The sequence below is a fragment of the Leifsonia sp. A12D58 genome, assembly GCF_047530025.1.
Classification (GTDB): domain Bacteria; phylum Actinomycetota; class Actinomycetes; order Actinomycetales; family Microbacteriaceae; genus Cryobacterium.
Genome location: NZ_JBLJAT010000005.1, coordinates 186,175 through 204,540, shown reverse-complemented (window position 1 = coordinate 204,540; position 18,366 = coordinate 186,175). Strand labels below are relative to the sequence as shown.

15 protein-coding genes are annotated in these 18,366 nt (G+C 63.0%); 10 read left to right on the top strand and 5 right to left on the bottom strand.

The features are described from left to right. The first annotated feature begins 74 nt into the window (after positions 1-74). From ACMT3I_RS13520 to ACMT3I_RS13495, 6 genes are all read left to right on the top strand, one after another. The gene (locus ACMT3I_RS13520; protein WP_414805032.1) at positions 75-1,484 is read left to right on the top strand and encodes a sensor histidine kinase; all 1,410 of its coding nucleotides are present in this window, start codon (positions 75-77) and stop codon (positions 1,482-1,484) included. 4 nt (positions 1,485-1,488) lie between these two features. Continuing rightward, positions 1,489-2,148, top strand: a complete 660-nt coding sequence (locus ACMT3I_RS13515; protein ID WP_414805031.1) for a response regulator transcription factor — start codon at positions 1,489-1,491, stop codon at positions 2,146-2,148. Positions 2,149-2,317: 169 nt separating this feature from the next. Further along, the gene (locus ACMT3I_RS13510; protein WP_414805030.1) at positions 2,318-2,674 is read left to right on the top strand and encodes an SHOCT domain-containing protein; all 357 of its coding nucleotides are present in this window, start codon (positions 2,318-2,320) and stop codon (positions 2,672-2,674) included. 161 nt (positions 2,675-2,835) lie between these two features. Continuing rightward, positions 2,836-2,970 carry a hypothetical protein gene (locus ACMT3I_RS13505; RefSeq protein WP_414805029.1) on the top strand — a complete coding sequence of 45 codons (135 nt, stop codon included), beginning with the start codon at positions 2,836-2,838 and terminating at the stop codon, positions 2,968-2,970. A 149-nt stretch (positions 2,971-3,119) separates the two neighbouring features. Then, complete coding sequence (locus tag ACMT3I_RS13500; RefSeq protein WP_414805028.1) at positions 3,120-4,394, top strand: sensor histidine kinase; 1,275 nt, start codon at positions 3,120-3,122, stop codon at positions 4,392-4,394. Continuing rightward, positions 4,387-5,052 (top strand): response regulator, encoded by a 666-nt coding sequence (locus tag ACMT3I_RS13495; RefSeq protein ID WP_414805027.1) that lies wholly within the window; start codon positions 4,387-4,389, stop codon positions 5,050-5,052. The genes ACMT3I_RS13500 and ACMT3I_RS13495 overlap by 8 nt, the downstream gene beginning before the upstream one ends. A 108-nt stretch (positions 5,053-5,160) precedes the next feature. Here the strand turns inward: ACMT3I_RS13495 and ACMT3I_RS13490 are convergent, their stop codons facing one another. Then, positions 5,161-6,756, bottom strand: coding sequence for an ABC-F family ATP-binding cassette domain-containing protein (locus ACMT3I_RS13490; RefSeq protein WP_414805026.1), 1,596 nt, complete (start codon positions 6,754-6,756; stop codon positions 5,161-5,163). A 166-nt stretch (positions 6,757-6,922) separates the two neighbouring features. Between ACMT3I_RS13490 and ACMT3I_RS13485 the strand changes: the two genes are divergently transcribed. Then, positions 6,923-7,453: a DUF1648 domain-containing protein gene (locus tag ACMT3I_RS13485; protein ID WP_414805025.1), complete on the top strand. Its 531-nt coding sequence runs from the start codon at positions 6,923-6,925 to the stop codon at positions 7,451-7,453. A gap of 49 nt (positions 7,454-7,502) precedes the next feature. Here the strand turns inward: ACMT3I_RS13485 and ACMT3I_RS13480 are convergent, their stop codons facing one another. Continuing rightward, a complete protein-coding gene (locus tag ACMT3I_RS13480; protein ID WP_414805024.1) occupies positions 7,503-9,053 on the bottom strand; it encodes a Mur ligase family protein in 1,551 nt (516 codons plus the stop codon). A gap of 164 nt (positions 9,054-9,217) precedes the next feature. Then, the gene (locus tag ACMT3I_RS13475; RefSeq protein ID WP_414805023.1) at positions 9,218-10,402 is read right to left on the bottom strand and encodes an acetyl-CoA C-acyltransferase; all 1,185 of its coding nucleotides are present in this window, start codon (positions 10,400-10,402) and stop codon (positions 9,218-9,220) included. Between the two features lie 186 nt (positions 10,403-10,588). Here ACMT3I_RS13475 and ispG point away from each other — a divergent pair, with 186 nt between their 5' ends. The 3 genes from ispG to ACMT3I_RS13460 all read left to right on the top strand — a co-directional run bounded on the left by ispG (position 10,589) and on the right by ACMT3I_RS13460 (position 15,451). Continuing rightward, positions 10,589-11,749, top strand: a complete 1,161-nt coding sequence (gene ispG, locus ACMT3I_RS13470) for a flavodoxin-dependent (E)-4-hydroxy-3-methylbut-2-enyl-diphosphate synthase (protein WP_414805022.1) — start codon at positions 10,589-10,591, stop codon at positions 11,747-11,749. Positions 11,750-11,906: 157 nt separating this feature from the next. Beyond that, positions 11,907-13,502, top strand: a complete 1,596-nt coding sequence (locus tag ACMT3I_RS13465) for a M28 family peptidase (protein WP_414805021.1) — start codon at positions 11,907-11,909, stop codon at positions 13,500-13,502. A gap of 185 nt (positions 13,503-13,687) precedes the next feature. Continuing rightward, the gene (locus ACMT3I_RS13460; RefSeq protein ID WP_414805020.1) at positions 13,688-15,451 is read left to right on the top strand and encodes a proline--tRNA ligase; all 1,764 of its coding nucleotides are present in this window, start codon (positions 13,688-13,690) and stop codon (positions 15,449-15,451) included. Between the two features lie 54 nt (positions 15,452-15,505). Here the strand turns inward: ACMT3I_RS13460 and ACMT3I_RS13455 are convergent, their stop codons facing one another. Both ACMT3I_RS13455 and ACMT3I_RS13450 read right to left on the bottom strand, forming a co-directional pair. Continuing rightward, complete coding sequence (locus ACMT3I_RS13455) at positions 15,506-16,453, bottom strand: hypothetical protein (RefSeq protein ID WP_414805019.1); 948 nt, start codon at positions 16,451-16,453, stop codon at positions 15,506-15,508. A 287-nt stretch (positions 16,454-16,740) separates the two neighbouring features. Next, positions 16,741-18,246, bottom strand: coding sequence for an alanine/glycine:cation symporter family protein (locus ACMT3I_RS13450; protein ID WP_414805018.1), 1,506 nt, complete (start codon positions 18,244-18,246; stop codon positions 16,741-16,743). Positions 18,247-18,366: the final 120 nt, after the last annotated feature.

The window sequence follows — 18,366 nt, the reverse complement described above, 5'->3', positions numbered from 1 at the left end:
TACCTCCCGGGGTTTTAAGGGCGACACTGCTTCGGGCGGATGTGGCTCTCATCATGGAGTCGTAGCATCGAGGTATGCCTTCGCCCCGGCCTTCTGATTCCGCCTGGCGTCAGCATGCTGCCGGATGGCAAGTCCACAGTGGGGGCGACCAGAACGATGCGGCGGGCAACGGTGCCGGCTGGCGGGGCGGACCCGCAGAGGGTTGGTCTCCGCGACAGTTCGCCTCACCCGCCTTGCGCCTATGGATTCCAGTTGTGCTCTCGCTCGTGGTGCAGATGCCCTCGGTCATCTTCCTTGCTGTCCGGTTTCCCGAGCGGCCCGGCGGCATTCTGGCCATTGCGCTGGCGCTCATCGGACCCCTTGCACTGATCGGCGCACGCCGGTTTCCTGGCCCCGTTGTTGTGATCATGGCGCTTGCTGCTTCTGCACTGCTGTTGATCAGACCCGATATCGGTACGCCGTATCTCGCACTCGGTTTTGCAATAGCGTGCGGCATCGTCAGGGGCGCGCGCATCTGGGTGTACTCAAGCGTTGCGCTGGTGTGGGTGGCGACGATTGTGATCGCTGGGATCATGGGCCTCGACTTCAATCCGGTTCGCGTAGCGGTGACAACGCTCGCGATCGGCGTCGCCATGGTCATCGGCGAGGTCGTGCGCACCAGACGTGAGCGCTTCGCGGAGTATCGGCGTACTGCTGCCGCCCGTCGTATGTCTGCGGAGCAGCGTGAGCGAGTGCGGATCGCCAGAGAGCTGCACGACGTGCTTGCGCACTCACTCTCCCAGATCAACGTGCAGGCCGGCGTCGGACTTCACCTCATCGACAGCCAGCCAGACAAAGCCAGAGAGGCGCTGGCCAATATCAAGCTCTCGAGTAAGAACGCCCTCGATGAGGTGCGCTCGGTGCTGGGAATCTTGCGGGCCGACGGCAGCGATGACGCGGCACACGCGCACGCGGATGCCCCCACAAGCGCCGTCGTCGCAGATGCCGGCCCGGCGGGGGGAGCGGAGCCAGACGGGCCAGACGACCCGGACGGTCCTGGCCGCGTGCATGCACCGCTCGCGCCGGAGCCTGACCTCTCCGCATTGCCTGCCCTGATCGAATCGTTCAGGGCGCAGGGCATGACAGTCACTTTTGTGACGGCCCTCGAAACTGAGTCGGCGGCAGCCGCAGCAATACAGTTGGCGATCTACCGCATCACTCAGGAGGCGCTCACCAATGTTTTGCGTCATTCGAACGGTTCTGGCGCATCCGTCTATCTCGGTATGGACCATGGGGACTACCTGCTCACTGTGACCGACGACGGCGCAGCGGATGCCGCCGGTCGCGAGCTGGTTCAGGGCGGGGGCCTGCTCGGTATGCGCGAGCGCGCTGAACTACTCGGCGGTAACCTTCAGGTCGGCTACGGGGACCGCGGCGGATTCCACCTCACCGCGCGCCTGCCTCGCCGGCCCCATCAGCGCGGACGCGCGAGCAGAGGGCGATGACCCGATGATCCGTGTGGTGATTGCCGACGATCAGCAGCTTATTCGCGCAGGCTTCAGATCGCTGCTGGAGTCAGAGCCTGACATCGAAGTCGTCGGCGAGGCCGCGACAGGGCAGCACGCTGTCGCCGTCGTCGCCGAGACGAAGCCCGATGTTGTGCTGATGGACATCCGGATGCCTGACGGTGATGGGCTCTGGGCGACCGAGCAGATCGTCGCAGACCCGATGCTTGCCGGCACGCATGTCGTCGTCGTGACGACGTTCGAGCTTGACGAGTATGTCGCGCACGCGATTCGTGCAGGGGCGAGCGGATTCCTGGTGAAAGACACCGAGCCGGCCGAGCTAATCAGGGCGGTGCGAGTTGTTGCCGTCGGCGACGGACTGTTGTCGCCCGGCGTGACGCGCCGGTTGCTGCAGCGGATGGCATCCGGTGCAGGGATGCCCGTTGATACCCAAGCCACCGACCGGCTGACCGACAGGGAACGCGAGGTGCTCGCCCTGGTCGGGCAAGGCCTCACCAACGCCGAAATTGGCGAGCGCTTATTCCTCAGCCCGCTGACGGCGAAGACTCACGTGTCTCGCATCATGAGCAAGCTGGGAGCGCGCGATCGCGTGCAGCTGGTGATCGTGGCGTACGAGACCGGATTGGTCGGCCAGGGACGCTAGCCTGCTCCCGCGGGAGTACCCGAAGTGTCTCCCGCCGGCAGATTCGGGCACGGCGGCCGACGACGATTCTGGAATGACACGGTTCAGCATGTTAGCCGCGAGTCAACGAGTCAACGAGTCAACGAGTCAACGAGTCAACGAGTCAACGAGTCAGTCGATTGGACACATCATGCTCACGAACACAGTAATCACGGGCTTCGCCGCCCACCCGATGTGGGGCTGGGGTCCTGGATTCGGCTGGTTCTTCCTGCTGATTCCGCTGTTCTGGATTCTGCTCTTCGTCATCATCTTTTCGATCTTCGGTCGTCGCTGGCGTCGAAATATGGCTGGTCACCCGGGCGGACCCGGGTACTACGGCTATCCGAATCGGTGGGCAGGGATGCCGGGCTCGGCGCCCGACACCGGGTCGGCCGAACGCACACTTGCCGAGCGTTTCGCGCAGGGAGACATCGACGAGGTCGAATACCGGGCCAGGCTCGAAGTGCTGAGGGCGAACAGGCCAGACGGGCCGATGCCTCCTCAGTAGCCGTTGCATGCGCTTCTTTGCCTCATCTGCCGCCGCGCTGTCTCGGCAACCACGAAGCGCTACCCCGTTACGTTTACGGCCAAAGAGGCGTAGCTTGCACCCCACGGGGATTCATTTGATCGTGGGGGTCACGCGAGGCCCACACAGTTTGGAGGCTCGAAATGCCAGACAAGTCGCCTCACCGGCATCTGAATAAAAAGCAAGGTAAGTCCATCAAGGAGAAGCGCGCTGACAAGCGTGCAAAGGGCATGGTGGCTGACGATTCAGACGCCGTCACCCATATCAAGAAGGACTAGTAGCGCCAGTGCTCCGCAGCTCCTGGATCAGGGGCTGCGGAGTTTTCTGCGTTCGTGTCTGGCGCTGCGCAACAGCTGTCCTCATCACTTCGGATGAATTCAGGTACCGATTCCCGCCGGTCTGCGATCGGGAACCCTAGGGTGACGTCATGGAGATATCGCGGAAAGTGCTCGCCTCATGCATCGCACCAGCGCTGGCTGGCGTCTTCCTGACGCTCTGGTTGGTTGCCGAAGCCGGCAGGGGTGATTTTGGCGGTAACGTCGTCCTCTTCTCGCTGTTGGTCATAACGATCGCACTCTCGGCGTGGCTCCCCGCAGTCTCGCTGGTGATGATGATCGCGGTTCCGCTCCTGCAAATCGTCGGGCTGGTGAACGCTCCCACCAGCACGAGCTGGCCGACCTACCTGGCTTTCGGCTTCGCCGCATTCTTTGTCGGGTGGCGGGCACGCGGCCCCGTCCGATATCTGGCTGTTCCTGTCGGGGCGATGAGTTCCGCCTTAATTGCCGTGAACATTGTCTTGCCGGCGGGACAGAATGGTTGGCTGTCATGGACAGGCCAACCCCATTTCGATGGGTCGATCTCGCGAGAGATGGTGACCCTGTGCCTGGCGGCGTTCGGACTGTTCATCGCAGCGTGGGCGATTGGATTCGCCGTTGCTGCAATGTTGCGGGCGATCCGCGTCACCGATGAGCTTGAGTCGGCCACGAGCCGCATGGAGGAGACCGGGTTCGAGCTGCGGCTTGCGCAGGACCGCGCCCGGATTTCGCGGGATGTGCATGACGCGCTCGCTCACTCGCTCGCCGTGATCGTGTCTCAGGCCCAGGGGGCACTGGCGCTCCAGGCAGCGCGACCAGAGGTCGCCGCCGACTCGTTGAACAACATCGCATTTGTCGGGCGGACCGCGCTGGTTGAGGTGCGTCAGCTTGTTGGACGGATCCAGGACGAAACGGAAGCTGTGACCGCCGAGACGTCGATTGTCGATCTGCCTGCGCTTGTCGAACACATGCGTGATCTCGGCATGGATGCCACGCTTCGTTCGTTGGGAGTACCGATCAACTTGCTGCGCGTGCATGAACTTGCCGTGTATCGAATTGTGCAGGAGTGTCTGACCAATGCGCTGAAGCACGCGGGCTCCCGGAGCCGCGTCACGGTGGTGCTTGATTGGCGTGGACCTGGGCTTGCCCTGCTCATCACATCCAGAGGAGAGCGACCACTGATCGCGCCGACCGGCAGCCGCTCTCGAGGCGTGGGAATCGACGGGATGCGAGAGCGTGCCCGACTGGCAGGGGGATGGCTCACGGCCGAGATGTCGGATGAGGACTCCGCCTTCGTGGTGACCGCGTTCATCCCTGCGGGAGAGATGCGCGTTATCGAGGCACGAGTCGAGACGCCGGCCACCGAAGGAGAACCAGTAGATGCCTGACCTCATGCGGGTGGTCGTCGTCGACGACCAGGCCCTCTTCTCAGCGGGGCTGGGCATGCTGATCGAAGCGCAGGATGACATGGAGTGTGTCGGAACCGCAGTGAACGGCCGAGAGGCAGTTCGTCTCACTGAAGACCTGCGTCCGGACATCATCCTGATGGACCTCCGCATGCCGGTGGTGAATGGGCTCGAGGCTACCAAGCAAATTCTCTCCGGCGGCGTCGCGGACGAGGCTCCGCGAGTGATCGTGCTCACAACGACAAGTCATGATGACGCCGTCTATGCGGCGTTCAGGGCAGGCGCCAGCGCCTTCCTCACGAAGGATGCATCGCCAGAGACGGTGCTGGCAACGATCAGGGACACCCATGCCGGCCTGGGACTGCCCTCAGGCGTGGCATCCGTCGGCGTCGTCGAAGAATTCATGAGGCGTACTGATTCGGCCGCGAACGACGCGACCCTGGACAAACTCACTCCCCGGGAAAGGGAGGTATTCGTGCTTGTTGCTCGAGGGCTCAGTAATGCGGAAATCGCCGACGCCGTGTACCTGAGTGAGACGACGGTCAAGACCCATGTGCGCGCTGTACTGCAGAAGCTCGATTTGCGCAGCCGGGTACATGTCGTTGTCTTCGCGTACGAGAACCGTCTCATCGGGCGCTGAGTCATCCTTGCCCCCGAATGCCGGTGACTGCCACACTGACCGCATGCCTCCGACCGACTTTGAGCCGAGTTCGCCACAAGTCAGCGTCGCAGCAACCGCGGACGACCGCTACGCCGCACGCACTTCAATTTCGCCGGGCTGGGCAGCCACGCTGCCGAAGACCAGGTGGCGGTTGGCGACTTTCTCGGTGAAGAACCTGTCGTGACTTACGACGACGATTGCACCGGGGAAGTGCAGCAGCGCGCGCTCCATCACCTGGGTGCTCGACATGTCGAGGTGGTTGGTCGGCTCATCGAGCAATAGAACGGATGCGCCCGAGAGCAGGCACTGGGCCATAGCGACGCGGGCGCGCTGGCCACCAGAGAGATTGCCGATCTTCTGCTTGAGGTCGGCCTCCGAGAACTGGAACATCGACAGGAACCTGTTCACCGACTTACGAGTGGCGGTGAAGGCGAGGCTGCCTGGCAGTGCGTTCACCGCGTGGGTGACGGTGTCCTCTGGATCGAGGTCGGCGAGCATCTGGTTGTACGAGACGACTCCGGCGCCGCTGGCCCAGGCGACGGTGCCGGCATCCGCTTTCTCTTCGCCGGTCAGCACCTTGAGCAGCGTTGACTTACCGCTACCGTTTGAGCCGAGCACCACGAAGCGGTTGCCGCGGCGGATCTCGAAGCTCAGGTCGGTGAACAGCGTCTTGGCCCCGTAGGACTTGCTGAGCGATTCGACGCGGCAGAGCACGTCCTTGATGTGCAGGCCGCTGTAGATCTCGGTGATGATCTGATCGACGGGGCGGGGAGCCCGCGACTTCTTGATGGTGGCCAGCTGGTTGCCGAGCTTGCGACTCGACGCCTTCGCGGCCTCGCGGCGGTCGGCGATACCCTCTGCCTCGAAGGCGAGCAGCTCCGACTCGTGCACGAACTGTGCCTCGAGCGTCTTCAACCTGAACTGCTTCTGCACGATGTACTCGCCGAAATTGCCGGGGTATTCGTGCAGGTGGTAGTTCTCGACCTCGATGATGCGGTTCACCACGGCATCCAGGAACTTCCTGTCGTGCGAGACGATGATGGCCGCGCCACGGAAATCTCGGAACCAGGATTCAAGCCACTCGACGCCGGCGACATCCAGATAGTTGGTTGGCTCGTCGAGCAGCAGTACATCGGGGCGTTCGAGCAGGATCTTCGCGAGGGCGGCGCGGTTGCGCCATCCGCCTGACAGCTCGTCGATTGCGCATACCCGGTGCGCTTCGCTGAAGCCGAGGGTGGTCAGCGCCGTGTCGATGCGGCGGGTGTAATCCCAGCCATCGAGGCGATCCATGTCTTCGAAGAGCTCGGCCTGGCGCAGGATCAACCGGTCAAGCTCTGCTCCGCCAGACGGGTCGGCGGCGATTGCGACATCGATGGATGCCAGCTCGGCTTCGATAGCTTTGATGTCGCCGAACAGGTCGTCGAGCACCTCAAGGATCGTCGCTGTGCCGTCCAGCTCGGAAAACTGCGAGAAGTAGCCGATCTTGGTGCCGGGGTCAACGGTGACTGTTCCGGCGTCGGCAGAGACCTGTTCGAGGATCAGCTTGAGGATCGTGGACTTACCCGATCCGTTCTTGCCGATCAGTCCGACCCGGTCGCCCGGCTCGAGCCGGAAGAATGCCTCGCGCAAGATCTGCGAGTTCTCAAAACTTACGTGTACGTCGTGCAGCCTGATCAGGCTCATTACTGCTGTCCTCTCGGGCGCAGGCTCTATGGTCTGCGGCCAGAGACGAGTCTACAAAGCCTGTGATGTCCCCACGCTGAGTGCCGACGTCATTCCAAAGCCCAACGATAGGTTGGATCGAGCACCACACGTTCACTGCACACGATCACCGCAACGGAGACCGCATATGACACAGCCGTCCACAACAGCATCTGCGCGCACACGCATCCTCCTTATTGGCGGTGGGGTACCCGTGCTCATGGCGGCCCTGGCAGCGGTGTTGATGATCAGCTGGATTCCGCAGCTGCCCGCTGAGATCGCGATCCACTGGAACGGATCCGGGGCCGATGGATTCGGTTCGGTGTGGTCATTGGTCTTCGTACCACTTGGCATAACTGCAGTGTTCTGTGCGGTGAGCGTCGGCAGCGCGCTGCCGACAGTTGAGGAGGAGCGACCCACCTTCAAACAGAAGTTCGTTCTTGTGACAGGAATGTGGCTGAGCGCCCTGTTGAGCGTGGGGATCGCCAGTTCCGTTGCAGGTCAACGCGGGCTGACGGATGTCGTCGCCGCACCCGATCCTGGACCCGCGCTCCTGATCGGTGCAGTCGTCGGCCTGATCCTCGCAGCGATCGCCTGGTTCGTGCTGCCCCCTGCTGACCCGAATGACGGATACGGACCGGTCATCGATGACGAGGATACAGACCGCCCGGGGTCGTAGCCGTCGGGGACGCCTGGCCGGCTCATCCGCCTCATTCGGTTGAGGCGGCTCAGGCCGACGTTGGCCAACCGTGTCGATTGAGGGCTTCTCTGGCCAGGGCGCGAGCCGAGTACGGTGTGCGCACCCCTTTGATGTCGCGATAGTCCTGATGGCCGGGGCCCGCCCAGAGGATGGCGTCGTTGTCATTCGCGAGGTCGACCACGTAGTCGATGGCGGCTTCTGGCGGCGAGACCTCAACGATTTGTTTGTGGGGGAACGCCTCCCTGGCCGCTTCCACCAGCATCCGTCGAATGCTCTCCGGGTCTTCGAACCGCGGATGGTGGTCGGTGATGACCAGGATGTCGGAGTGTGCAGCTGCGACCCTGGCCATCTCGGGGCGCTTGAACGGATCTCGGTCGCCGTCAGCGCCGAACAGCATGATGACGCGCCCGGTTGTCACCGACCTCACCGCCGTCAGCGTCTTCTCGAAAGCGTCGGAACTGTGACCGAAGTCCACGTACACACGCGGCCCGGCCGCCCCTGACACGCTCTCGGTCCGCCCGGGGATATACACGTCGATGCCTCCGCGCAGTGCAGCAGCGACCTGGTCTGCTGGGTAGCCGGCCGTGAGGATCATCGCGATCGCGAGTGCGGCATCCGCGACCAGATGGTCACCCAGCAAAGCAACCGAGGTCTCTACGGTGTCTCCCGCTCGGTTCTGTACCCGAAACCGGGTCGCTTCAGGCAGTACCTCGAGGATCTCGAACTGCCAGTCTGCGTCGTCGGCGGCATCCACCGAGATCGATGTGACCGGAATCCCATGCCCCGTCATCAGGTTCGCGCCCCAGTGCGTCTCCAGACTTGCCACACCGGCCCGTGCCCGCTCCGGGTTGAATAGCAGCTCCTTCGCTTCGAAGTAGGTCTCCATCGTGCCGTAGTCGTCGAGATGGTCAATTGAAAGATTGGTGAAGCCGACGCAGTCGAAGACGATACCGTCGACGCGGGAATGGGTGAGGCCCTGTGCACTCACTTCGAGCACCGCTGCCTCCACCTTCGCTTCCTCCATGCGCGCGAGCAGTGCGTGCACGTCGGTGGCCTCTGGAGTGGTCAGCTGGGACACATAGATCTCGCCGTTGATGTGGCGCTCTGCCGTGCTGGAGAGCCCCGTGACCAAACCCATCTGATGCAGGGCGGCTTCAAGCACGTGAGCTGTGGTGGTCTTGCCGTTCGTTCCTGTGACGCCGAACATGGTGGGCGCATTTTGGTGCGTGCCGTAGAGATATGCGCTGAGTCCACCGAGTCGTCCTCGCAAATTGTCGCTCACGATGTATGGCACCCCGGAGGCGCGGGCGGCATCCTCGCCTGCAGCATCCGTGAGCACAGCCACCGCGCCGGCCTGCACGGCGCGATCACTGAAGTCGGCACCGTGGCCGTTCTTACCTGGGAGGGCAACAAAGAGGTCACCCGGTTGCACCGCCCTGGTCGAGAGGGCAATCCCGGTCAGGATCGTGGCTACGTCATCAGCCGCACATGCTGCGTCGGCCTGCGCAGCGAAGTCATCCAAACGGATGCGCGGCCGGGTGAGCGGACGGATGACAGGGGGAATGCTTTCGACTGCCATGACGGAACTCCTCCCGTTAAGAATCCCTGCCCAGCCGTCCCGAACAGGGGGAGATTTTCTCTCTGGTGGAGGAGGACGGTATCACCGGCTCTGGGGGTGCGACAAGGGCGCGCGCGTCGGTGCGCGGAAGCCAAATCGCCCGAAAAGTGCGTGCAAGCAGACCCTCAGCGTGCCATAAGCAGTGCCTCGCCCTGACCTCCTCCACCGCACAGCGCGACTGCCGCTTTACCCGTTCCTCGGCGCGCGAGTTCAAGCGCTGCATGTAGGGCAAGACGGGCGCCGGATGCACCGATCGGATGCCCGATGGCGATCGCCCCACCGTGGATATTGACCTGGTCGCTCTGCAGCTCCAAGTCGAGCGATGACTGGTACGAGACCGCGGCGAATGCCTCATTGATCTCAACCAGGTCGAGATCGCTCACGCTCCAGCCCTGGCGAGCAAGTGCCTGTGAGATGGCATTCGCCGGCTGGGAATGTAGAGAATTGTCCGGTCCTGCGACATGACCTGACGCTTCGACAATGGCCAACCAGCTGAGCCCGTTCTCTTCTGCCCACGCCCGATTGGCCAGCACGAGGGCACTCGCCCCGTCCGAGAGGGGAGAAGAGTTACCAGCGGTGATGGTTCCGTCGGTCGTGAATGCCGGGCTGAGGGCGCCGAGCGTCTCAACGGTGCTGCCCGCTCGAACGCCTTCGTCACTGCTCACCATGAGGGGATCGCCCCGGCGCTGCGGCACGGCAATGGGTGTGATCTCGTCGTCGAAAATCCCTGCAGCGGATGCCGCCGCCGCGCGCTGGTGCGAGGCCGCGGCGATCTCATCCTGAGTGATCCGCTTGATGCCGAGTCGGCCGTTGATCTTTTCGGTCGACAGCCCCATCGACAGCCCGTCGAAGGCATCCGTCAGTCCATCATGCGCGGCATGGTCGAGCGCGACGACACTGCCATACGGCCAGCCCTGACGCGAGCCGGGCAACAGATGCGGAGCATGGGTCATCGATTCCTGTCCGCCGGCAACGACTACGGTCGCTTCTCCCAGGCGGATGAGACGTGCGGCGTCGACGACAGCGGCCAGCCCAGAGAGGCACACCTTGTTGAGCGTCATCGACGGCACGTTCCAGGGGATGCCCGCAGCGATGGCACTCTGCCTGGCGGGGTTCTGGCCACAACCTGCCTGCAAGACCTGGCCCATCAGTACTGTGTCGACCTGATCGGGAGTCACGCCTGCGCGATGCAGCGCCCCGGCGATCGCCGCAGCACCGAGTTGCACTGCCGTGAGGGCGGCGAGTTGACCGTTGATGCGACCCTGTGGGGTGCGTGATCCAGCCAGAATGACGACGTCGGTGCTGCTCATGGTGATGACTCCTTTGTCATGACGGTTGATGCTCATCGGGCAGCGCATCGAATGGCAGGCCAGCGGTGCGGCTGTTGAAGGGATGATCCCATTAATCCCTTGAATGGAGGTGTGCACCGTGAGTCTGGACCCATCCGCTGCCTGCGCGTTCAGGATGTCTGCCGCAAGCACGCGTAAGCTGTCCTTGTGGCTGCAATCAACTTAGGGATGCCCAAAGTACCTGAGGTACTCGCTCCCAGACGTAAGTCTCGTCAGATCAAAGTCGGGAAGGTTCTCGTCGGTGGAGACGCTCAAATCAGCGTCCAGTCGATGACGACGACCCCGACCACGAACATCAACGCGACCCTCCAACAAATCGCCGAGCTCACGGCATCCGGATGCGACATCGTCCGCGTAGCCGTGCCCAGCCGTGATGATGCTGAGGCCCTTCCGATCATCGCGAAGAAGAGCCAGATCCCCGTTATCGCCGACATTCACTTCCAGCCGAACTATGTGTTCGCTGCGATCGACGCTGGCTGTGCAGCCGTGCGCGTGAACCCGGGCAACATCCGTAAGTTTGACGACCAGATCGGCAAGATCGCTGCTGCGGCCAAGGCTGCAGACGTTTCGCTGCGCATCGGTGTGAACGCTGGTTCGCTCGAGCCGAGCATCCTGCAGAAGTACGGCAAGGCCACCGCTGAAGCGCTCGTAGAGAGCGCCGTCTGGGAAGCGAGCCTGTTCGAGGAGCACGACTTCCACGATTTCAAGATCTCGGTCAAGCACAACGACCCGATCGTCATGGTCAAGGCGTACCGCTTGCTCGCCGAGCGTGGCGACTGGCCCCTGCACCTCGGTGTGACCGAGGCTGGCCCCGCTTTCCAGGGCACTATCAAGAGCGCAACGGCGTTCGGCATCCTGCTCTCAGAGGGCATTGGCGACACCATCCGCGTTTCGCTCTCTGCCCCGCCCGCCGAAGAGATCAAGGTGGGTCTGCAGATCCTGCAGTCACTCAACCTGCGTGAGCGCAAGCTCGAGATCGTGTCGTGCCCAAGCTGCGGACGCGCCCAGGTGGATGTCTACAAGCTTGCGAACGACGTGACAGACGGCCTTGAAGGCATGACGGTTCCCCTGCGCGTTGCAGTGATGGGCTGCGTCGTCAATGGACCGGGCGAGGCTCGCGAAGCCGACCTCGGTGTGGCTTCGGGCAACGGTAAGGGCCAGATCTTCGTCAAGGGCGAGGTCATCAAGACTGTTCCAGAGTCAGAGATCGTTGCGACGCTGATCGAAGAAGCGAATCGCCTCGCCGCCGAGATGCCGGCCAGCGACACGAGCGTCGGTCAGCCCGTTGTGACCGTCGGCTCGAAGTAGTCGAAAACGGCCCCCAACAGCACTTTCGAGTAACGATTCTGTAACGGGATCAACCATCACCCCCGGACGGGGGCACCCTCCACCATGGAAGGGCGCCTCAATCCGGGGCGCTCTCCTCAGATGAAGCGGTCCGCACAGGGGCCGATCGGAGGAAATCGTGCGAGGTAGAGCATTACTGCTAACCGGGCTGGTCATCGCGGCCGTGGTGGTTCCGGCGACGACGGCAACGGCCGTCGATGAGATCAATACCAACAAGCTGCTCAAAGCGGTGACAGTGAATGGCATCCTGCAACACGAGCGGGCGTTGCAGCGTATCGCCAACAACAACGGCGGAACCCGAGCGTCCGGCACCCCCGGCTATGAAGCATCAGTGGCATATGTGAAGAGCCAGCTGACCAAGGCCGGCTACAAGGTGACCGAGCAGAAGTTCGACTTCCCGTACTACGAAGAGGTCACTCCCGCGACGCTCAGCCAGGTGTCGCCGACGCCAACTGACTACGAAACCGCGACACTCGAATACTCGGGCAGCGGCGACATCGTCGGCACAATCGTTCCCACGACGAACGTCGTGATCCCGGCGACCGAGACGCCGAGCTCCGCATCCGGATGCGTCGTCACCGACTACGTACCTGCATCATTGACCGAACCGCAGGTGGCACTGATCCAGCGCGGCACGTGCACGTTCGCCGAGAAGGTCGCCGCAGCGGTCGCGGCTGGCTACGACGCAGCAGTGGTCTTCAACGAAGGCAACCCTGGTCGCACCGACTTGCTCACAGGCGTCACGCTCGGCGGACCGGTCACCATCCCCGTCGTCGGAGTGAGCTACGCGGATGGCGTCGCCCTCTATGAGGGGTCGCTTGCTGGGCCGGTCACCGTGGCCGTCCATGCCGAGGTCATCGCCGAGACGCGCACGACCTCGAACATCCTGGCCGATGCCCCGAAGGCAAAGAACGACAAGAAGGACAAGAAGAAGGGCCATCACGGCAACGGCAACAACTCGAATGACACCACCGACAAGGTGGTCGTTGTGGGCGCTCACCTGGACTCGGTGCTAGCCGGGGCGGGAATCAACGACAACGGCAGCGGTACCAGTGTGACTCTGGAAACCGCGATCCAGATGGCGAAGCAGAACCTCAAGCCAGAGCAGCAGATGCGGTACGCCTTCTGGGGAGCTGAAGAGTCGGGTCTACTTGGATCGACACACTACGTCGATACCCTCACCGATGAGCAGTTGGCCGAGATTTACGCGAACCTGAACTTCGACATGCTCGGATCAACCAACTACGTGCGCCTCGTCTATGACGGCGACGGCTCAGCGGATCCCGATGGTCTCGCGGGCCCTCCCGGATCTGCGCAGATCGAAGCCATCTTTAACGACTATTTCGCCAAGGCAGGACTGGCGAGTGCACCGACAGCGTTTGACGGCCGCTCAGATTACGGGCCATTCATCGCTGCCGGCATCCCGGCTGGCGGACTCTTCAGCGGCGCGGAGGAGCTGAAGACGGAGGAGGAAGCTGCGGTGTTCGGTGGAACAGCAGGTGCACCACTGGACCCCTGCTATCACCAGGCATGTGACGACATCACGAACCTGAGCACTGCCGCGCTGAACGAGCTCGGCGATGCGGCAGCGCATGCGGTGATGACGCTGGCGATGACCAAGACCGGTTTCTTCGAGGATGGCAGCCGGATGGCGCCGTCACCGCAGATCTCGGTTGAGGATCTCGACTACTGGGGGAGCAACCTGCTTCGCTAAACAAACGCACGCGTGAGCGCGGGTCCGGCCGGTTGCACAAGCCGACCGGACCTTTGCGCGGTGGGCACCGCACGGGCGGCGACGGGACGCTCGCCGTGCCGTGCTTGCTGTGTATTGCGTGCAGTGCCGGCATCCGCAACCGCCCGCCGTAACGTCCCGCCGACAGGAAAGCTAAAGTAGAACCCGTGCCTACACGCCTCTCCAACTATTTCCTCCGTACCCTTCGCGAAGACCCCTCTGATGCAGAGGTGACCAGCCACCGCCTGCTCGTGCGGGCGGGCTACATCCGCCGTCAGGCACCAGGCATCTTCGCGTGGCTGCCGCTCGGCCTTCGCGTCAAGGGCAAGATCGAGACAATCATCCGCGAGGAAATGGGCAACGCAGGTGCGCACGAAGTGCACTTCCCGGCGCTGCTGCCGCGTGAGCCGTACGAGGTCACCGGTCGCTGGGACGAGTACGGCGATGGCCTGTTCCGTTTGCAGGACCGCAAGGGTTCTGACCTGCTGCTGGCCCCCACCCACGAAGAGGTCTTCACCCTGCTGGTGAAGGATCTGTACAACAGCTACAAAGACCTGCCGCTGTCGATCTTCCAGATCCAGGACAAGTACCGCGACGAGGCTCGTCCCCGTGCAGGTCTGCTGCGCGGCCGCGAGTTCACCATGAAGGACGCATACTCCTTCGACTACACGGATGCCGGCCTCGACGTCAGCTACCAGGCCCAGCGCGACGCTTACGAGCGCATCTTCACGCGTCTCGGCCTCGAATACGTGATCGTCAAAGCGGATGCCGGCGCTATGGGCGGCTCCAAGAGCGAAGAGTTCCTGCACCCGACCCCGGTCGGCGAAGACAGCTTCGTGCGTTCGGCCGGCGGATACGCCGCCAACGTCGAGGCATTCACGACAGTTGCACCCCCGGCACGCAGCTGGGAGGGCCTGCCCGAAGCCTCCGTGTTCGATACGCCCGACACCCCCACAATCCAGACGCTTGTCGACAGCGCCAACGCCAACCACCCGCGTCCGGACGGTCGCGAATGGACAGCGGCCGACACGCTGAAGAACGTCGTACTCGCACTCACGCAGCCCGACGGCAGCCGCGAACTCGTGATCATCGGCATCCCGGGTGACCGCGATGTCGACCTCAAGCGCGTCGAAGTGGCATTCGCTCCGGCCGAGGCAGAAGCCGCAAACGACGCTGACTTCGCCAAGCACCCCGGCCTGATCAAGGGCTACATCGGCCCGTGGTCCGCTGCCGGCGCGACCCTCGGCGAGAAGTCGAGCACCGGCATCCGCTACCTCGTCGACCCTCGCGTCGTTGATGGAACCGAGTGGATCACCGGAGCCAACGAAGCCGGAAAGCACGTCTTCGGCCTCGTCGCCGGCCGTGACTTCCAGGCCGACGGCACCGTTGAGGCCGCCGAAGTGCGCGCTGGTGACCCCGCTCCCGACGGCTCCGGCCCGGTTGAGATCGCCCGCGGCATGGAAATCGGTCACGTGTTCCAGCTCGGCCGCAAGTACGCAGAAGCGCTCGGACTCAAGGTTCTCGACGAGAACGGCAAGCTGGTCACCGTCACGATGGGTTCGTACGGCATCGGTGTCACGCGCATCCTGGCGATCATCGCCGAGCTGAACAATGACGAGAAGGGCCTGATCTGGCCAGAGGCCGTTGCTCCGTTCGACGTGCAGGTCATTGCGACCGGCCGCGACGAGGTTGTCTTCGAAACCTCGGAAACCGTTGTTGCAGCCATCGAGGCCACCGGCCGCGACGTGCTCTACGACGACCGCCGCAAGGTTTCGCCTGGTGTGAAGTTCGGTGACGCTGAGCTGATCGGCATCCCGAAGCTGGTCATCGTCGGCCGTGGTGCCGCAGACGGCATTGTCGAGCTCTGGGACCGCCGTACCGGTGAGCGCGAGCAGGTGGCAATCGCCGACGTGGCGAAGAGTCTCGGCTAACCCACAAGCGAAGCGCATCTCCGCGAGATCGGAGTTGTGGTCGTTCTGAAGCACTCAGAATGACCACGACTCCGATCTCGCGTTTGTCTGCTGCCTCAAAATCTTCCTCACTCTTGCGACGAACGCACCAGGGTTCACGAAGACGTCGTCCGCGATGACACGGATGACGCGCCACTCGTGCGCCTCGAATCGTTCTCGTCTGGCGATGTCACGGCGAAATTGTGCCTTGCTTACGCGATGTCCGTCCCCTTCGTACTCGAAAAGGGTGCGCGCCCACGGATAGGCGAGGTCGGGCTTACCGAGTCGCTCACCCGCGGCCGAGTAGAGCGGACGGTTGACGATCGGTTCCGGGAGGCCGGTGTCGATGAGGATCAGCCTCGTCCAGGTCTCTGGACGTGAATCGACATCGGTACGCACCCGCTCAAGGGCGATGCGCACGTTTCGCACTCCGCGCTGTCCCGCAAATGCCTGGGCGGCTCTGGCAAGGTCGTCCAGCGTGGCCAAAGGTGTCTCACGCCCGTTGCTCGTCACCCGCCCCGAGACGAGAAAATCGCCCGCGGCAACGAGGTCGTAGAGCGACAGAATCGCGCCGAGATGGCACCAGGTTGTCGCCGGATCGGTCACCCGAAATCCTCGAAATGAGCGGATGCGCGCATCAATTCCGTTGAATCGGTGTCCTTGTACTCCCACGACATCCGGCGGTTCGTCGTGTTCGTTGACGGCGACATGAAGCTGAGTCGAATTTGCCCAGTGGAGCGGCAGTGGGATTCGGTAGAGCTGGGCGGCGGTGACGTGGCTGAAGGCTTGGCCGTGCGGCATCCGTGGTGCGTAACTGCGGCACCGATCGCGTACGTTCTGCGCGTCGAGTCCGACAGAGCGCACGCCGCGTGACGGATGTTGCAGATCGGCGCCACGCAGTCGGCTGCGAGATAGCCCAGTGTTGTCGGTAGTCAAAAACGCGGTGCCCGCCAGACGAGGCGGTAGTGGCAAAGGAATCTTCATTCCCGAATGCTGCCCGTGCGCCGAGCTGCCTCCGCCCAAAAAGCCAAATCTTGTGCGCGAGATCGGAGTTGTGGCGGTTGTGCAGGACTCTTACCGACCACGACTCCGATCTCGCGGACCTGACGCCGTACGGAACACGGGCCCCCAAACGTCCAGAGCGATGCCGTGCGCGGGGGAGTACTCACGCGAGATCGGAGTTGTGGCGACTATGAAGCGCTCAAAACGACCACGACTCCGATCTCGCGGACTGTGTACTACGACTGCGCGAGAAGGGAGAGGAGGGCGGGCTAGCGGGGGAGAGAGGCGGAATTGCTGTCCGTCTGCGTCTCACGCAGGCGCGTCGCGATATCAATCGGGCCGGTGACCGAAGCCTCATCCGCCCAGCATTCGATGCCGGTCACACCAGGCAGCAGATCACGCGTGAAGACGGGGTCCTTGCCGAGACGACGCTGACGCGTGTAGTCCTTGAGCAGCTTGAACGCGACGCCGGAGAGCAGCGCAATCGCGACCAGGTTCACCAGCGCCATGACACCCATGATGCCGTCGGCGGTGTTCCAGATGAGGTCAGCGGATGCGATCGAGCCGAGGAACACGACGGCTACGGCGACCACTCGGTATGCCGTCAGTGCACGAGCGTTGCCGGTGATGAACTCGATGTTCGACTCGCCGTAGTAGTAGTTACCCAGGATGGAGCTGAACGCCAGCAGGAAGATGATCACGCTGAGCAGCACACTCGACCATGAGCCGAGCGCGCCAACGACGGCATCCTGAGTGAGTCCGATACCACGCGTCGCGTTGGCCAGATCGGGCGTCGACACCAAGATGATGAATGCGGTGATCGAGCAGATCAGGAACGTGTCGAAGTACACGCCGAGAGTCTGCACCAGGCCCTGCTTGACGGGGTGGGTGACCGCGGCGCTTGCACCGGCGTTCGGGGCCGAGCCGAGGCCGGCCTCGTTGGAGAACATGCCGCGCTTGACACCGGTCATCACGATCATGCCGAAGGTGGCACCGACGACCTCGTTGAAACCGAACGCCTGCGAGAAGATTGAGCCGAAAACGGCGGGCAGCTGGTCGATGTTCATTCCGACGATGACCAGGCCGAGCACCAGGTAGAGCAGCGCCATGGCGGGAACCACGGCCTGGGTCACCGAGGCAATACGACGGATGCCGCCGAACACGACGAGCGCGGTCAGCACAGCAAGAAGCGCCCCGACGACCCAGGGGACCCACGATCCGGCATTCTCAATGCCCATCGTTGACGACACCGTTGCGCTGATCGTGTTTGCCTGCAGCGAGCTGAAGGCGAGCGGGAAGCAAAGAATCAGGATGATGGCGAAGACGATGCCCATCCAACGAGCACGCAGGCCGTACTGCATGTAATAGGCGGGTCCGCCGCGAAAGCCGGTTTTGTCCTTCACCTTGTACAGCTGGCCGAGTGTCGACTCGATGAACGACGCTGCGCCGCCGAGAAAGGCCATCGCCCACATCCAGAAAACTGCACCGGGCCCGCCGATTGCGATTGCGGTTCCGACGCCGGCGATGTTGCCGACCCCCACTCGGGATGCGGCCGAAATGGTGAACGCCTGGAACGCCGAGACGGACTGCGCTTCGCCGTTCTCATCACGGGGTGTCTTGTCGGTGAGTGTGCGGAACATCTCGGGAATCAACCGGAATTGCACGACTCCGGAACGGGCAGTGAAATAGATGCCGAGCACGACGAGCACCGGAAGCACGATCCACGTCCAGAGGCGATCCCCGCCGTCGGCGATGAGGGCAGAGAGGTCATCCATTGAATAAGTATGACTTGTCAAATGGGCCAACTCGTTCACACCAGCTGTTGTGGGTGCTGTTTGTGACGTCGCACGCCACTCTCGCGTCGGCTCGCGGCGAGCGGCTTGGATAGGTGTTGC

What these genes read in the sequence shown, in the direction of transcription:
- ACMT3I_RS13520 (WP_414805032.1), top strand. Translation starts at nt 75, where the DNA reads ATGCCTTCGCCCCGGCCTTCTGATTCCGCCTGGCGTCAGCATGCTGCC.
- ACMT3I_RS13515 (WP_414805031.1), top strand. Translation starts at nt 1,489, where the DNA reads ATGATCCGTGTGGTGATTGCCGACGATCAGCAGCTTATTCGCGCAGGC.
- ACMT3I_RS13510 (WP_414805030.1), top strand. Translation starts at nt 2,318, where the DNA reads ATGCTCACGAACACAGTAATCACGGGCTTCGCCGCCCACCCGATGTGG.
- ACMT3I_RS13505 (WP_414805029.1), top strand. Translation starts at nt 2,836, where the DNA reads ATGCCAGACAAGTCGCCTCACCGGCATCTGAATAAAAAGCAAGGTAAG.
- ACMT3I_RS13500 (WP_414805028.1), top strand. Translation starts at nt 3,120, where the DNA reads ATGGAGATATCGCGGAAAGTGCTCGCCTCATGCATCGCACCAGCGCTG.
- ACMT3I_RS13495 (WP_414805027.1), top strand. Translation starts at nt 4,387, where the DNA reads ATGCCTGACCTCATGCGGGTGGTCGTCGTCGACGACCAGGCCCTCTTC.
- ACMT3I_RS13490 (WP_414805026.1), bottom strand. Translation starts at nt 6,756, where the DNA reads ATGAGCCTGATCAGGCTGCACGACGTACACGTAAGTTTTGAGAACTCG.
- ACMT3I_RS13485 (WP_414805025.1), top strand. Translation starts at nt 6,923, where the DNA reads ATGACACAGCCGTCCACAACAGCATCTGCGCGCACACGCATCCTCCTT.
- ACMT3I_RS13480 (WP_414805024.1), bottom strand. Translation starts at nt 9,053, where the DNA reads ATGGCAGTCGAAAGCATTCCCCCTGTCATCCGTCCGCTCACCCGGCCG.
- ACMT3I_RS13475 (WP_414805023.1), bottom strand. Translation starts at nt 10,402, where the DNA reads ATGAGCAGCACCGACGTCGTCATTCTGGCTGGATCACGCACCCCACAG.
- ACMT3I_RS13455 (WP_414805019.1), bottom strand. Translation starts at nt 16,453, where the DNA reads ATGAAGATTCCTTTGCCACTACCGCCTCGTCTGGCGGGCACCGCGTTT.
- ACMT3I_RS13450 (WP_414805018.1), bottom strand. Translation starts at nt 18,246, where the DNA reads ATGGATGACCTCTCTGCCCTCATCGCCGACGGCGGGGATCGCCTCTGG.